Here is a 13,052-nt window from a genome sequence, read left to right on the forward strand (position 1 = left end):
GAACAAGAGCATCCGGGAGTGGACCGAGCTGCTGGCCGGCGACGAGGTGCTGGCCACGGCCATCCTCGACCGCCTGCTGCACCGAGCGCATGTTCTCAACATCAAGGGGCGCAGCTATCGCCTGCGGGATCTGGAGGAGGCTCTCCAGCGGGCTCACGCTTGAGCCGTCGTAAAACTGGATGTCGCCTTATCTCGTAAATCTCGGTGTCGCTTGACAGACATCACCAGTGCGGCGATGCGGCCGTCGTCACCGCGGTCCCATAGGCGCTTGCCTGGCTCGCGCGACTGATGGGACAATCATCCAACGATTTGGACATCGGGCGTTACTCACAATGGCCTTCGGACCGCCAGGCAGTCGGTGTCCGGCCCGACCAGCGCCGGAACGCGCGGGTGAAGGCGCTCGCTTCCGAATAGCCCAGCGCCGCCGCAATCTCGCCCAGCGGCACCGTGGTGTGCTGCAACAACTGGCGTGCAATCTCGAACCGGACCTCGTTGGTGATCCCGCGGTAGCCCAGGCCACCATCCTTCAGGCGGCGGCTCAGGGTACGACGGTGCATGGCAAGCCGTTCAGCGGTGTCATCGGCCGAGCAGCGATGGCTCGTCAGCCGCGTGCGCATCAGCCGCCGGACATCGTCCGAGAACTCGCATCCCGGACGACCCTTCATCTGGCTGATCCGCTCCTCCAGCAGAGCCCGCATCATCGGATCGGCCCCGGCAACCCGCCGCTCCAGATCGCGGGCCGGGAAGACGATGCTGGCGCTTTCCCGGTTGAACCGGACCGGAGCCCGGAAATGGTGCCGATACGGCGCCTGATCCGCTGGCGCGGCGCGGGGCAGCAGAACCTCGCCCGGCCGCCAGTCCGATCCGCACAAGGTCCGCAGGATGTTCACTGTCACGCCCACGGCGGCGTCGAGGATCTGCTCCACGTTCCTGCTCTCCACCTGATATGTCGCGAAGGTGAGCAGGGCCGTGCCGTCACGACTGGTCAGCGACGGCACCACCGCCCGGTCCTGGACACTCAGGTTCGAGACGAGGGCGCGCACGGCATCGCCGATGGTGTGCGAGTGCCGCATCAGGCGGCCGACCAGGCCCAGCGACAGGGTGCTCGCCCGCCGGCCGACCAGCAGTCCGAAATGCGCGCAGCCCGAGCGCGCCACGCACAGGGTGTACAGCCGGCCCACGACCGCAAACGGGATCACACTCATCTCGTCGTCGAACAGGCGCGGATCGAGCCCTGCGGCCCGGATGACCGGATCGGGATCGACGCCGAGTTCGCACAGGGTCGGTACGATTCCCTTGGAGACGCCGAGGTGGATGTAGCCTGGGGCAAGCGTTCGCTCGCTTGCTGCCGGGACAGTGTGGAACTCCTGGCCTGGTGGCCGGCTGTCACCCGCTGTCAGACATTCGGTGCCATCAACCTGCTTCATGGGAACCTCCTAGGCATTCCGATCAAGTGTCGCCTCGATCTCGCCCGCGAGATCCCGCACCAACTCCCGGTACTCGGCGCAGCGCTCCTCCCGCACCGGGGTGTCGGAGCGCTCCCACCGCGCGAGCGCCGCCTCCGCCTCGGGCAGGTCGGCGCACAGCAGCAGGAACTCCTCGTCCCATCGGGCCAGCTCCTCGATGGCGTGCCCGCGATCCGGGAAGTGGGCGATGGCGGCAAGCAGGCGTCGATCCATGACAGGGCCCCACCTTGGTGCCGGAGACGGCGCGGCGCGCCGTCCCGCAAAAGCCAGCATCCTCCTTTGCCGTGGGAATCGGGAGTAGTTTACGCCGATAAGGGTGCCCTTCGGCAGCCTGGGGAAGGGGTCGGCCCATGCACGGCGACAGGGGCCTCACTGTCGGTGGGCCGCCGAATGCGCAGTCGCCGCCCTCGGCTGCGGACGTGCGCGCCCAGCTCGACATCCTCCTCGCCAGCCCCGCATTCGATGTGCCCGCGCGGGCCCGCAGGTTCCTGAGTTACGTCGTCGAGGAGACGCTGGCCGGCCGCGGCGACCGCATCAAGGCCTACGCGGTCGGGATGGAGGTATTCGGGCGGGACAAGAACTTCGACGCCCAGAACGACCCGGCCGTGCGCATCGAAGCCGGGCGGATCCGGCGCGCGCTGACGCACTATTATCTGGCCGCCGGCCTGTCCGACCCGATCATCATCGACATTCCCAAGGGCGCCTACGTCCCGCACTTCGCCTGGCGGACCGAGCCGGTCACGGACGGTCCCGCCGCAACCGGTCCGCCGCCCGAGACCCCCGCCGCATCCCTGCCGCCCATGCCGAGAAAGCGCATCATGTGGCTGGGCGCAGGCCTTGCCGCCCTTGCCACTGTCGTCCTGCTTGTCATGGTGTTCCTGATCCCGTCTCGGGACGCTCCGGTTCCAACCGCCCAGGCACCGATGCCGGGAGGGCCGACGCTGGTCGTCATGCCCTTCGCCGACCTGGGCGGGAGTCCGGAAACGAAGATCTACGCCCAGGGCCTCACCGAGGAGGTCCTGAGCCAGCTCGCCCGCTTCAAGGAATTGTCGGTGCTCGGGCGCGAGACGTCGAGAAGCATCCCGCCCGACGCCGACGCCGCCCGGATCCGCCGTGATCTCGGGGTGCGGTACGTGCTGGAGGGGAGCGTCCGGACCGCCGAGCACCAGTTGCGCGTGACGGGCCGCCTCCTCGATGCCGAGACGGGCGCCGTGCTGTGGTCGCAGGCCTACGACGAGGACCTGCGCGTCCGCGGCTTCTTCGCGATCCAGGACGATGTGGCGCAGAAGGTCGCGACCGCCATCGGCCAGCCCTACGGCATTATCGCCCGGTCGGACGAGAGGCGCACCCAGGCCGGAGCGCCCGAGGACCTAGAGGCCTATGCCTGCACACTGCGGTTCTACGGCTACCGCGCCGCGCTGGGTCCGGCCAGCCACGCTGCCATCCGGACGTGTCTCGAACGGGCGGTTGACCGCTATCCGAGCTATGCCACCGCCTGGGCGATGCTCTCGATGCTCTACCTCGATGAGGACCGCTTCGGCTTCAACCCACGCCTCGGTTCGCCGACGGCAACGCAGCGTTCCATCGAGGCCGCCCGGCTCGCCAACCGCCTCGACCCGGAGAACGTCCGCGGGTTGCAGGCGCTGATGGGGGCGCTCTTCTTCACGGAGCAGCCGGTGGAGGCGCTCAGGGTCGGCGAGCGGGCCGTGGCGCTCAACCCGAACGACACCGAGCTGCTCGCGGATTTCGGAGCCCGCGTGGGCCAGGCCGGCGACCACAGGCGCGGCATGGCCCTCATGGAGCAGGCCCTGGTCCGCAATCCAGGCCATTCGGGCTATTACAACGGGGTACTGGCGCAGCTTGCCTACCTGGAGCGCGACTACGAGCGTGCCCAGCTTCTGATGAGACAGGTCAGCCTGGAGAAGTTCCCGCTCTACCATTTCGTGTCGGCCATCATCTACGCCCAGCTCGGAATGAAGTCCGAAGCCGCCGAGGCGCGGGACCGTTTTCTCCAGGCGCGTCCCGCGATCTTCGAGCAGTGGGATCGGGAGATGGCCAAGCGCAACTTCCGGCCCGAGGACGCTACCCTCCTGGCCGAGGGGGCCCGCAAGGCCGGCTTCCCGGTGGCGGACACGACGGCGGCCGAAACGGCCCTCCGGACGGCCGCTCCCCAACGCTGAACACAGCCCTCACCTACACAGAGACTACCGTAAACTACAGGCGGTCAGCGTCCTTGCTTGCTAGCGTCAGTCCAGTGCTCGTGCCGTTGTCGCGACCGGGGGTGGCCGTGGCCATACCCTGCTCGAGCGGAAGCCGTGAACCGAAAGGACATGTTCCGATGCTGACGAAACGCGATCTGCTTTGCTCGGCCGCGCTGGCCGCGCTCGCCGCCACGATGGTGACGTCCATCCCGGCCATAGCGCAGGACAAGGCCGAATGGCCCAACCTCCTGGAGGCCAAGGACATCGCCGAGGAAGGATTCGTCTACGGCCTGCCGCTCGTGATGAACTATGCGGTCATGCACGAGTTCGCCGTCGACCCGAAGTCCGGCCAATTCAAGGCACCGTTCAATCGGATCGACAACATGCACCATGTCGCCACCCCGGCGGACACGGCCATCGTCACGCCGAACAGCGACACGCCATACTCCATCCTGTGGCTGGATCTGCGGGCGGAGCCGATGGTCATCTCGGTGCCGACGATCGCAAGGGACCGCTACTACTCGGTCCAGCTCATCGACGGCAACACCTACAATTTCGGCTACATCGGCACGCGCGCCACGGGAACCGAGGCGGGCGAGTATCTGGTGGTCGGCCCCGACTGGAAAGGCGCAACGCCCTCCGGCATCAAGAAGGTCTTCCGATCGACCACCCCCTTCGTGTTCGCCAACTTCCGGACTCAGCTCTTCACCCCTGGCGACATGCCGAGCGTCGAGACAATCCAGGCCGGCTACAAGGCGCAGCCTCTGTCGGCCTTCCTCAAGCAGCCCGCCCCGCCCGCCGCGCCGACGATCGAGTTTCTTCCTGCCACCACGGCCGGGATCAAGGACAACTTCTTCCAGTATCTCGACGCGGCCCTGCAATTCGTCCCCGAGACGCCACGGGACAAGGCGATCCGCGCCAAACTTGCGAGGATCGGCATCGGGCCAGACAGGACCTTCGACTTCAAGGATCTGTCGCTTGAACACAAAGCCGAAATCCTGGTGGGCATGAAGCAGGGCAACGACAAGGTCGAGAAGTGGCTGGCCAACGGCAACAAGGTCATCAACGGCTGGAGCGTCGGCTCCTTCCTTGGCGATGAGGCCTTCTACAACGGCGACTGGCTGAAGCGGGCCGGAGCGGCCAGGGCCGGCATCTACGGCAACGATGCCGTGGAAGCCATGTATCCCTTTACCCGCACGACTGCGACAGGCGAGACACTCGACGCCGGCAACCACGACTACACGATCACCTTTCCCGCCGGGCAACTCCCGCCGGTGAACTCGTTCTGGTCGGTGACGATGTACGACGGCAAGAGCCAGCTCCTGGTCAGGAACCCGATCGACCGCTACCTCATCAACTCGCCGATGCTGCCCGGCATGAAGAAGAACGAGGATGGCTCGCTCACCCTCTACATCCAGAAAGACAGCCCCGGTGCGGACAAGGAGGCCAACTGGCTGCCTGCACCCAACGGCACGATCTACCTCGTGATGCGCCTGTACTGGCCGAAGGTCGAGGCGCCTTCGATCCTGCCGGCTGGCGAAGGGACGTGGCAGCCGCCCGGTGTCGTGGCGCAGTAATTATCCCCCCAATCCGTGACGCGTGGCGCCGGATGCGGCGTCCGCGGCTTGAACTGCCGTGAAGGATCAAACGCCATGAAACGCTCCCTGAAACTGGCCGGCCCTGCGGCGATCGCCGCACGCAGGGCGAGACTGCTTTGCGCCACTGCCGCCGTGGTCCTGATGGGCTTGGGCACGGCTTCCGCACAGACCTACAAGATGACGACGCCTGTCGCGCCGGGCGTCGCCGTGCCGGACAGGATCGAATCCTCGATCGGGGCGCTGAAGCTCGATTACGGCTACCCGTCGGACGAGACCGTCGACAAGATCTACGACAACCTGGACCGCTCGCGTGCGCTCCAGGCCTACCTGCTGGCGATTCCGATCGTCAATCAGGCCGGCATGCGCGACTCCCTGCGCAAGTTCGGACCGGACAACCAGACCAACGTGATCTGGGAAAGTCTGATGGATTCCAAGACCGTCGCGCTGACGGGCAACGACAACACGATCTACAACTTCATGTGGGTCGACACGAGCAAGGGGCCGGTGGTGGCCGAAATTCCGCCCAAGGTGCTCGGGACGGTCGACGACTTCTGGTACAAGTGGGTGGGCGACATCGGCTTCACCGGGGCCGACAAGGGTCAGGGTGGCAAGTACCTCCTGTTGCCGCCCGGGTTCGAGGGCGACATCCCAGGCGGCTATCACGTCTTGCGGCCGAGCACCTTCGGCAGCTACCTCGTCTTTCGCTCCTTCCTCGTGGACGGCTCAACCCAACCTGCGGTCGATGCGGCCAAGAAGGACCTGAGGATCTATCCCTTGGCCGAGGCCGCCAACCCGCCGCCGATGAAGTTCGTCAATGCCTCCGGCATTCCCTCGAACTTCGTCGCACCGGGCGACTACTCGTTCTGGAGCCTGTTGAACCAGGTCATCCAGGAAGAGCCGGCGGGTGGTTCCGATCCCACGACCTTGGGGCTGTTCGCCTCGATCGGCATCGTCAAGGGCCAGCCCTTCAATCCCGATGAGCGGATGAAGAGGATCCTCACCGACGCCGCCAACATCGGTGCCGTGACGGCCCGGACGATCGCCTTCAAGGTTCGCGCGAAGGACGCTTATTTCTATCCGGACAGTGCATGGCGCCTGCCGTTTTTGGGCGGCTACAAGTTCGAGTCAGCGCCTGGTGTCAGCAACCTGGACGGAGCCGTCTTCTTCTACTACTTCGCGATTGCCGTGACGCCGGCGATGGAGGAGAAGATGGTCGGCCAGGGTTCGCAATATCCCTGGTCGGTTCAGGATGCGAAGGGCAATCCCCTCGATGGCGGCAAGACCTACAAGCTGCGCCTGCCGCCCAATGTCCCGGTCAAGGATTTCTGGTCGGTCATCGTCTACGACAACCAGACCCGTTCGATGGTGCAAACCGACCAGCAAGCTCCAAGCGTCAGCAGCCAGAGCAAGGGCGTCAAGACCAATGCGGATGGTTCGGTGGATGTCTACTTCGGACCCAAGGCCCCGGCAGGAATGGAGAACAACTGGGTGCAGACGATCGCGGGCAAGGGCTGGTTCACGCTCCTTCGCCTCTATGGTCCGCTGGAACCGTGGTTCGACAAGACCTGGAAACCGGGCGAGATCGAACTCGTCAGGTAGCCGGCGTGGCAGCGATCGAGTTGCTGCATAGCTAGAACCAGGCCGTCGCTTGACCCTTCCGTTTGGGCAGCCGTCAGCATGTGCGTTAAAGGGTCAGAGTGTAACATTGGGCGGACCAAATGAAGGTCCGCCCGTCGTGCCTTTGCAGAAGTTCCGCGTACTTCCGGAACGTGCCAATTCCCGACCTCCTCAACATTCGGTGCGCTGAGTGAACGGCAGCGTTTTTGGCTTGACCGGGAACCGCAACAGGCGCATCTGGCTTTTCCATCCGCAGCCTGCTTCGGCAGACCGCGGACCCACAGGAACCCTGAACCCCATGCCAAGCGACAGTCCCAGTCGATTGACCACGCCGTTGCCGGCCCGCGCGGACGCCTGATCGCTTGATCGGCTCACCCGCCGCCGGCCTGCGACGGCTGGTCGGAACCGAGGTGAGCCCATGACCCTCCTGAACCTGTTCCCGCTCCGCGCCAACGCGCGCTCGGAGCAAGTAACCTCCGACGATCGCGGCGTGACGCTGATGCTCGTCCTCCTTCTCGGGCTGGTGTTCGCGCCGATCATCGGTCTGCATATCGCCGCCGTTGCCTTCGGCCCTGAAGCCGCAGCGCCCCCGCCGGAGAACCTCGCCCATCACGCGACGCCGCCGAAGCCCACGCGCGGCTAGTTGATCCTGCCTGAGGACTGCCCGATGATGAACTTCCATGGCCTGCGCCAGGGCCGTTTCGTACGCCTGGCGCAGGACAGCACGACGCTTCCTGCCCCGTCCGACGTGCTCTGGATCGACCTCTTGGATCCCACGCACGAGGAGGAGAAGGCGGTCGAGGCGCTGCTCGGGCTTCAGGTGCCGACTCGGCAGGAGATGGCCGAGATCGAGGAGTCCGCCCGTCTGTATCAGGAGCATGATGCCTTGGTCATGACGGCCGTGATCATCAACGGCGTCGCCGAGGGCCGGCCCTCCCGCACCCAGGTTACCTTCGTCCTGACAAAGACCCACCTGGTCTCGGTGCGCTATGCCGACCCGGTGCCCTTCCGCACGTTCATGGCCAAAAGCCAGCGCCAGCCCGAGGCCCACACCACCAGCGACAGCCTTCTGGCCTCGCTCCTGGAGAGCATCGTCGAGCGGGCCGCCGACGTGCTGGAGATGGTGGCCGCCGACCTGAACGAGGTCTCGACCCGGCTGTTCGTCGAGGACCGCAGCCCGAAGCGCCGCAAGGTCAAGCGGGTGGAGGACGAACTCCAGGCCCTTATTCGGCGGCTCGGGCGCAAGAACATGACGGTGGCCATCCTGCGCGAGAGCCTGCTGTCGCTGTCGCGGCTCATTCCCTATGTCCGCCAGGGCGCCGAAGAATGGCTCACCAACGGCAGCCCGGCGCGGCTGAAGCAGGTCGAGCGGGACCTGCGCTCGCTCTCGGCCTATGAGGGACAGCTCTCGTCCGAGATCGTGTACCTGCATGATGCGACGCTCGGGCTGATCAACCTCGACCAGAACCGCATCATCAAGGTGTTCTCGATTGCCGCCGTGCTGTTCCTGCCCCCGACGCTGGTCGGCACGATCTACGGCATGAACTTCGAGTTCATGCCGGAACTGCGCTGGGACTACGGCTATGTCGTCGCCCTGGTGCTCATGGTGCTGTCGGCGGTGGTGCCCTACCACTGGTTCAAGTGGCGCGGCTGGCTCTAGCGGCCATCACTGCCAAAGGATTGCCAGGCGGGCTGCCATGCCCTGGCCCGCCAATCCACCGCTTCGGCTCGGGCCGTCAGGCAGATCGCCTTGACCCTGAAGCGCAGCGCGATCCCCGCCAAGCGCCGTGCAGGCTCCGGACGCCCCGCTGTGGCGAGGATCTCCGCCAAGCCAAACAGACGCTCGGCCGCGCTCTCCTGTGCCACCGCCTGCCGTTTCAGGGAGCGGCGGTGCTGCCACAAGGCATAACGAAGCCGTCGTGTTGCCATGTCCGTCTCCGCCGCCAACGCGCAGCCCGGGATCGCCGGGCCTGCCGAATGCCCTAGTTTCAAGGTGTAGGACGTCCTGCCTGAACGGGAGCTTAGGATGATCGGCATCGCGCATGCCCTGGGCTCCCTGCTGCTGGCAGCAGGACTGGTGTTTCTGGGGGCATGGAGCGCTCATGCCGAGACCGAGGTCGATCTGGCGCTGGTGCTGGCCGTCGACGTCTCCCTGTCGATGGAGCCGGACGAGCAGGAACTCCAGCGGCAGGGTTTCGTCGACGCCTTCCATTCCCCTGAAGTGCACGAGGCCATCGGCAGAGGCATGCTGGGCCGCATTGCCGTGACGTACGTCGAGTGGGCGGGAGCCGGGTACCAGCAGGTCGTCGTGCCCTGGACCGTGATCGAGCACCCGGCCGACAGCCATGCCTTTGCGGCGCGTCTGGCCCAGACATCCCTCCATCGTTTCGGCTACACGTCCATCTCAGGCGCCATCGACTTCAGCCTCAAGCAGCTCCGGGAGAGCGGGGTCACACCCGTGCGGCAGGTGATCGACATCTCCGGGGATGGTGCCAACAATCAAGGCCGGGTGGTGACGGAGGCCCGGGACGAGGCGGTGGCGCAAGGGGTGACCATCAACGGGCTGCCGCTGATGCTCAAGCGGCCCGATGGCATGTGGGACATCGACGACCTCGACCTCTACTTCCGCGACTGCGTGATCGGCGGATCGGGGGCCTTCATGATCCCGGTGCGGGAGAAGCAATCCCGGTGCGGGAGAAGCACAGATTGCTCAGGCCGTCCGGACTAAGGTCGTCCGCGAGATCGCCGCGAAGCCTCAGGCCCGGTCCTTGGTCCAGCCGGCCCAGGCGGAGGAACGGGCCAACTGCCTGGCCGGGGAAATTCGGCGCCAGCAGCGGTCAGAGAACTGATTGCCTCGCTTGGACGCCGAAGCGCCGGAAGTGCTCCGCCCCTGCAAGCCTTGGCCCTCCTGGCCCACTCACGGGCGCAGCGTCCGCATCAGGTCGTGGATGTGCCCGACCAGGGTGGCCGCGTGATAGGGCTTGGGCATAAACTGCCCGTGATCTGGGATCTCGTCGGGATGCGGGCGGGCGTAGCCGGAGGAGATCAGCAGCAGCACGTGCGGCCAACGCCGATGGACCTGCTCGGCGAGTTCCATACCGTCCATCGAGCCGGGCATGTCCACATCCGTGAAGAGCACCTGCACCTCGTCGGAGCGCGCCTCCAGCACCGCCAAGGCCACATCGGCGTTCGCCGCCTCCAGCACCTGGAAGCCCGCCTCCTCTAGCTCGTCGGCGGCCGTCATTCGCACCAACGGTTCGTCCTCGACCAGAAGGACAACGGGAGGATCCACGATTGCATCCTGTCCCATGTCACGTCACCGGTGGCTGCGGGTCATGGATGGCCTTCTCGGCCTGGACCAGCACGTCGAGGCCACGCCAGGGCTTCGGCATGAAGGTGACGCACTCCGGCAGGTCATCGGACGCTGCGCCGGGATCGCCCGACGTGAGCACGACCCGCACCGTCGGCCAGAGCGTGCACGCTGCCCTGGCAAGCTGGACCCCGTCCATCTCTCCCGGGAGGCGCACATCGGCGAACATCATCGCCACCTCGCCCCCACGCTCCTGAAGACAGTCCAGAGCCGCTTCCGCGCTTTCGACCTCGACCACGTCCAGCGGGGTTTCCTCCAGCAAGGCGCCCGCGAGCGCCCGGACATCGGGATCATCCTCGACGATCAGTGCGAGGTGCGGCTCAGGATGGAGTGTGTTCATGGTCGGTCTCCCTGATTTCCATATGGCGCAGGATGGCGACGAGCGGGTCCGGCACCGGCGCGTCGAGCACGTCCCGGTAAACCTCGGCGAACGCACGGGCGATCATGAAGGTGGCAACATCCGGATGAAGGTCGTTGACATGGGGCAGGCGCACGTCGCCTGAGGCGTCGTGGGACATCGGCACTCTCCTTGGGTACTGGTCTGGCGTGCCCGTCGCGGCGACTCGCCCCGCCTTGGGCTAACATACGTTAACGAAGGGAACCGCTGATCCGGCGGCGGGTTTCACCGTGACGGTAAAATAACCATACGCCGTAAGCTATTTCGATAAATCCAGAAATATCGCTTGACGCATGATCCAGACACGCTCATTTTATTTCCATGAACGTCGAACAAGCAGCCAAGCAGCTCGAAGCGCTCGGGCACGTCAGCCGGCTCCAGGTCTACCGCACCCTGGTGCGCGCAGGGGAAGCGGGCTTGGCCGTCGGGCAGATCCAGGAACGCCTCGGCATTCCAGGATCGACACTCTCTCACCACCTCCAGCGGCTCCTGCTGACCGGACTGGTGACGCAGGAGCGGCAGGCCACGACCCTGATCTGCCGGGCCAGCTACCCGGCGATGAACGGCCTCATCGGCTTCCTGGCCGACGAGTGTTGCGCCGACGCCGGATGCTCGACCCAGGCGGAGAACGCCGCCTGATAATTTTTTGCCCGGTATTTCTATTATACCGGAAATATGAAAAGGAGAGACAGATGCCAGGCTTCCTTCCCTTCATCCTCCGCCTCGCTCGCGCGGCCAAGAACCGCCGGCAGGTTGTCGCCCTCGGCGAGCTGGACGACCACCTCCTGCGCGACATCGGCCTCCAGCGGACGGACGTCCTGGCCGCCCTGGCCCAGCCCCGCTACCGCGATCCCTCGCGGGTGCTGAAGGTCCTCTGCTGCCACGGACGCGTCTTCATCGAGCGCGTGCGTGACGGCTTCGCCCCCAAGCCCGCCTCCTGCTGCTGATCCCCACAAGGAGACCTTCCATGACCTCGCCCGAAAACCTTCCCGTTGCTGTCATTGGTGCAGGCCCGGTGGGCCTCGCCGCCGCTGCCCACCTGATCCAGCGCGGGCTGCCCGTAACGGTCTACGAGGCGGGCGAAACCGTCGCTGCCAACGTACGCGACTGGGGCCACGTCCGCCTGTTCTCGCCGTGGGAGTACAACACCGACATGGCAGCCCGCGCACTGCTCCAGTCCCATGGCTGGCAGGAGCCGCCCGGGAAGGCCATGCCGACGGGATCGGACCTGTACGAGGCCTACCTCAAGCCGCTCGCCGAGACGCCCGAAATGGCGGCGGTGATCGAGACGGGCGCCGCCGTGAAGGCGATTACCCGGCTGGGCGCCGACAAGGTGCTCAGCAAGGGCCGTGAGACCAAGCCGTTCATGCTCGCCGTCTCCAATGGCAACGGCTCCATCCGGCGCGACCTGGCGCGGGCCGTGATCGACGCCTCCGGAACGTGGACGGCTCCGAATCCCCTAGGTGCGGGCGGCATCCTCGCCGAGGGCGAGGCGGAGAACGCGAGCCACATCGCCTACGGCATCCCGGATGTGCTCGGACGCGACCGCGCCGCGTACGAGGGCAGGACGACCCTCGTCGTCGGTACCGGACATTCGGCCGCGAATGTCCTCCTCGACCTTGTGAAGCTCGCGGAGCGCGATCCCGCGACGACCATCGTGTGGGTGACCCGCGGGGCCAACCTGATGCGGGTCTACGGCGGCGGACGCGCCGACCAGCTCCCAGCCCGGGGCGAGCTCGGCTCCAGGCTCAAGGCCCTCGTCGGCAGCGGGCGCGTCACCCTAGTGGCCGGCTTCTCGGTGACCCGTATCCGCGCCGTCGGCGACCAGGTCGTCCTCGAGGGCGAGACCGCGGACGGCGTCCGGGAGGTCGGTCCCGTCGACCGGATCGTCGTCACGACCGGACAGCGCCCGGACCTGAACCTCACGCGGGAACTGCGCCTCGACCTCGATCCGTGGCTGGAGAGCGCGAAGGCCCTCGGTCCCCTGATCGACCCGAACCTGCACTCCTGCGGATCCGTCCCGCCGCACGGCCACCGCGAGCTCGCCCACCCCGAGCCGGGCTTCTACACGGTCGGCATCAAGTCATACGGCCGCGCCCCGACCTTCCTCATGCTCACAGGGTACGAGCAGGTGCGCTCGGTCGTGGCAGCCATTGCCGGCGATCTTGCGGCAGCGGACGACATCCATCTCGTGCTGCCTGAGACGGGCGTGTGCTCGACCAACCTTGCCCCGGTCGCAGCGGCATCGTCCGGCTGCTGCGGCGGTCCCGCTCCCGTGGACGTTGACGCGTGCTGCGTCGCGGACGCGAATGCCAAGGCCGACGGCAAGTCCGGCTGCGGATGCAGCTCCGCGAATGCACCGGAAAAAGTTGCGGATCCTGTGCGCTGCTGCTGAGATCAGTC

The 13,052-nt window shown here is 66.2% G+C and carries 15 protein-coding genes and 1 pseudogene; 10 read left to right on the forward strand and 6 right to left on the reverse strand.

Annotation, left to right across the window (positions count from 1 at the left end):
* Window positions 1–142, forward strand: a pseudogene (locus FS320_RS08095) (ATP-binding protein); the annotation flags it as partial.
* Window positions 143–323: 181 nt separating this feature from the next.
* Here FS320_RS08095 and FS320_RS08100 read toward each other — a convergent pair.
* Window positions 324–1,427, reverse strand: coding sequence for an AraC family transcriptional regulator (locus FS320_RS08100; RefSeq protein WP_152710672.1), 1,104 nt, complete (start codon window positions 1,425–1,427; stop codon window positions 324–326).
* A gap of 9 nt (window positions 1,428–1,436) precedes the next feature.
* On the reverse strand, window positions 1,437–1,739 hold the full coding sequence (locus FS320_RS08105; protein WP_244627032.1) for a hypothetical protein: 303 nt from the start codon (window positions 1,737–1,739) through the stop codon (window positions 1,437–1,439).
* Between the two features lie 77 nt (window positions 1,740–1,816).
* Here FS320_RS08105 and FS320_RS08110 point away from each other — a divergent pair, with 77 nt between their 5' ends.
* The 5 genes from FS320_RS08110 to FS320_RS08130 all read left to right on the forward strand — a co-directional run bounded on the left by FS320_RS08110 (window position 1,817) and on the right by FS320_RS08130 (window position 8,542).
* On the forward strand, window positions 1,817–3,646 hold the full coding sequence (locus FS320_RS08110) for an adenylate cyclase (protein WP_152710674.1): 1,830 nt from the start codon (window positions 1,817–1,819) through the stop codon (window positions 3,644–3,646).
* A 158-nt stretch (window positions 3,647–3,804) separates the two neighbouring features.
* Entirely contained in the window at window positions 3,805–5,244 is a 1,440-nt protein-coding gene (locus FS320_RS08115; protein WP_152710676.1) for a DUF1254 domain-containing protein, read from the forward strand.
* A gap of 75 nt (window positions 5,245–5,319) precedes the next feature.
* Entirely contained in the window at window positions 5,320–6,864 is a 1,545-nt protein-coding gene (locus FS320_RS08120; protein WP_152710678.1) for a DUF1254 domain-containing protein, read from the forward strand.
* A 436-nt stretch (window positions 6,865–7,300) separates the two neighbouring features.
* Complete coding sequence (locus FS320_RS08125) at window positions 7,301–7,525, forward strand: hypothetical protein (protein WP_244627033.1); 225 nt, start codon at window positions 7,301–7,303, stop codon at window positions 7,523–7,525.
* A 24-nt stretch (window positions 7,526–7,549) separates the two neighbouring features.
* Window positions 7,550–8,542 (forward strand): magnesium transporter CorA family protein, encoded by a 993-nt coding sequence (locus FS320_RS08130; protein WP_152710680.1) that lies wholly within the window; start codon window positions 7,550–7,552, stop codon window positions 8,540–8,542.
* Here the strand turns inward: FS320_RS08130 and FS320_RS08135 are convergent.
* Window positions 8,539–8,811, reverse strand: coding sequence for a hypothetical protein (locus tag FS320_RS08135; protein WP_152710682.1), 273 nt, complete (start codon window positions 8,809–8,811; stop codon window positions 8,539–8,541). The genes FS320_RS08130 and FS320_RS08135 overlap by 4 nt on opposite strands.
* A 97-nt stretch (window positions 8,812–8,908) precedes the next feature.
* On the opposite strand from FS320_RS08135, the gene FS320_RS08140 reads away from it, so the two are divergent.
* Window positions 8,909–9,610: a DUF1194 domain-containing protein gene (locus FS320_RS08140; protein WP_244627034.1), complete on the forward strand. Its 702-nt coding sequence runs from the start codon at window positions 8,909–8,911 to the stop codon at window positions 9,608–9,610.
* A gap of 189 nt (window positions 9,611–9,799) precedes the next feature.
* On the opposite strand, the gene FS320_RS08145 is transcribed toward FS320_RS08140, so the two are convergent.
* The 3 genes from FS320_RS08145 to FS320_RS08155 are packed head-to-tail and all read right to left on the reverse strand — an operon-like array spanning window position 9,800 to window position 10,770.
* Window positions 9,800–10,192 carry a response regulator gene (locus tag FS320_RS08145; RefSeq protein ID WP_152710684.1) on the reverse strand — a complete coding sequence of 131 codons (393 nt, stop codon included), beginning with the start codon at window positions 10,190–10,192 and terminating at the stop codon, window positions 9,800–9,802.
* Window position 10,193: 1 nt separating this feature from the next.
* Window positions 10,194–10,592, reverse strand: a complete 399-nt coding sequence (locus FS320_RS08150) for a response regulator (RefSeq protein ID WP_152710685.1) — start codon at window positions 10,590–10,592, stop codon at window positions 10,194–10,196.
* Window positions 10,573–10,770 carry a hypothetical protein gene (locus FS320_RS08155; RefSeq protein ID WP_152710687.1) on the reverse strand — a complete coding sequence of 66 codons (198 nt, stop codon included), beginning with the start codon at window positions 10,768–10,770 and terminating at the stop codon, window positions 10,573–10,575. Before FS320_RS08155 ends, FS320_RS08150 begins: the two co-directional genes overlap by 20 nt.
* A 200-nt stretch (window positions 10,771–10,970) precedes the next feature.
* Between FS320_RS08155 and FS320_RS08160 the strand changes: the two genes are divergently transcribed.
* From FS320_RS08160 to FS320_RS08170, 3 genes are read left to right on the forward strand one after another with little or no spacing between them, the layout of a single operon-like run.
* A complete protein-coding gene (locus tag FS320_RS08160; RefSeq protein WP_152710689.1) occupies window positions 10,971–11,288 on the forward strand; it encodes an ArsR/SmtB family transcription factor in 318 nt (105 codons plus the stop codon).
* A 53-nt stretch (window positions 11,289–11,341) separates the two neighbouring features.
* On the forward strand, window positions 11,342–11,596 hold the full coding sequence (locus FS320_RS08165; protein ID WP_162002800.1) for a DUF1127 domain-containing protein: 255 nt from the start codon (window positions 11,342–11,344) through the stop codon (window positions 11,594–11,596).
* Between the two features lie 20 nt (window positions 11,597–11,616).
* Window positions 11,617–13,044, forward strand: a complete 1,428-nt coding sequence (locus FS320_RS08170) for an FAD-dependent oxidoreductase (protein WP_152710692.1) — start codon at window positions 11,617–11,619, stop codon at window positions 13,042–13,044.
* Window positions 13,045–13,052: the final 8 nt, after the last annotated feature.

It is taken from the genome of Microvirga tunisiensis (genome assembly GCF_009296175.1).
In the GTDB taxonomy this organism is placed as follows: Bacteria; Pseudomonadota; Alphaproteobacteria; order Rhizobiales; family Beijerinckiaceae; genus Microvirga; species Microvirga tunisiensis.

Excerpts from the sequence above, each read along its gene's own strand:
- FS320_RS08155 (WP_152710687.1), bottom strand. The coding sequence starts at position 10,770 with ATGTCCCACGACGCCTCAGGCGACGTGCGCCTGCCCCATGTCAACGAC.
- FS320_RS08100 (WP_152710672.1), bottom strand. The coding sequence starts at position 1,427 with ATGAAGCAGGTTGATGGCACCGAATGTCTGACAGCGGGTGACAGCCGG.
- FS320_RS08165 (WP_162002800.1), top strand. The coding sequence starts at position 11,342 with ATGCCAGGCTTCCTTCCCTTCATCCTCCGCCTCGCTCGCGCGGCCAAG.
- FS320_RS08125 (WP_244627033.1), top strand. The coding sequence starts at position 7,301 with ATGACCCTCCTGAACCTGTTCCCGCTCCGCGCCAACGCGCGCTCGGAG.
- FS320_RS08170 (WP_152710692.1), top strand. The coding sequence starts at position 11,617 with ATGACCTCGCCCGAAAACCTTCCCGTTGCTGTCATTGGTGCAGGCCCG.
- FS320_RS08115 (WP_152710676.1), top strand. The coding sequence starts at position 3,805 with ATGCTGACGAAACGCGATCTGCTTTGCTCGGCCGCGCTGGCCGCGCTC.
- FS320_RS08120 (WP_152710678.1), top strand. The coding sequence starts at position 5,320 with ATGAAACGCTCCCTGAAACTGGCCGGCCCTGCGGCGATCGCCGCACGC.
- FS320_RS08105 (WP_244627032.1), bottom strand. The coding sequence starts at position 1,739 with ATGCTGGCTTTTGCGGGACGGCGCGCCGCGCCGTCTCCGGCACCAAGG.
- FS320_RS08140 (WP_244627034.1), top strand. The coding sequence starts at position 8,909 with ATGATCGGCATCGCGCATGCCCTGGGCTCCCTGCTGCTGGCAGCAGGA.
- FS320_RS08160 (WP_152710689.1), top strand. The coding sequence starts at position 10,971 with ATGAACGTCGAACAAGCAGCCAAGCAGCTCGAAGCGCTCGGGCACGTC.
- FS320_RS08150 (WP_152710685.1), bottom strand. The coding sequence starts at position 10,592 with ATGAACACACTCCATCCTGAGCCGCACCTCGCACTGATCGTCGAGGAT.
- FS320_RS08135 (WP_152710682.1), bottom strand. The coding sequence starts at position 8,811 with ATGGCAACACGACGGCTTCGTTATGCCTTGTGGCAGCACCGCCGCTCC.
- FS320_RS08110 (WP_152710674.1), top strand. The coding sequence starts at position 1,817 with ATGCACGGCGACAGGGGCCTCACTGTCGGTGGGCCGCCGAATGCGCAG.
- FS320_RS08130 (WP_152710680.1), top strand. The coding sequence starts at position 7,550 with ATGATGAACTTCCATGGCCTGCGCCAGGGCCGTTTCGTACGCCTGGCG.
- FS320_RS08145 (WP_152710684.1), bottom strand. The coding sequence starts at position 10,192 with ATGGGACAGGATGCAATCGTGGATCCTCCCGTTGTCCTTCTGGTCGAG.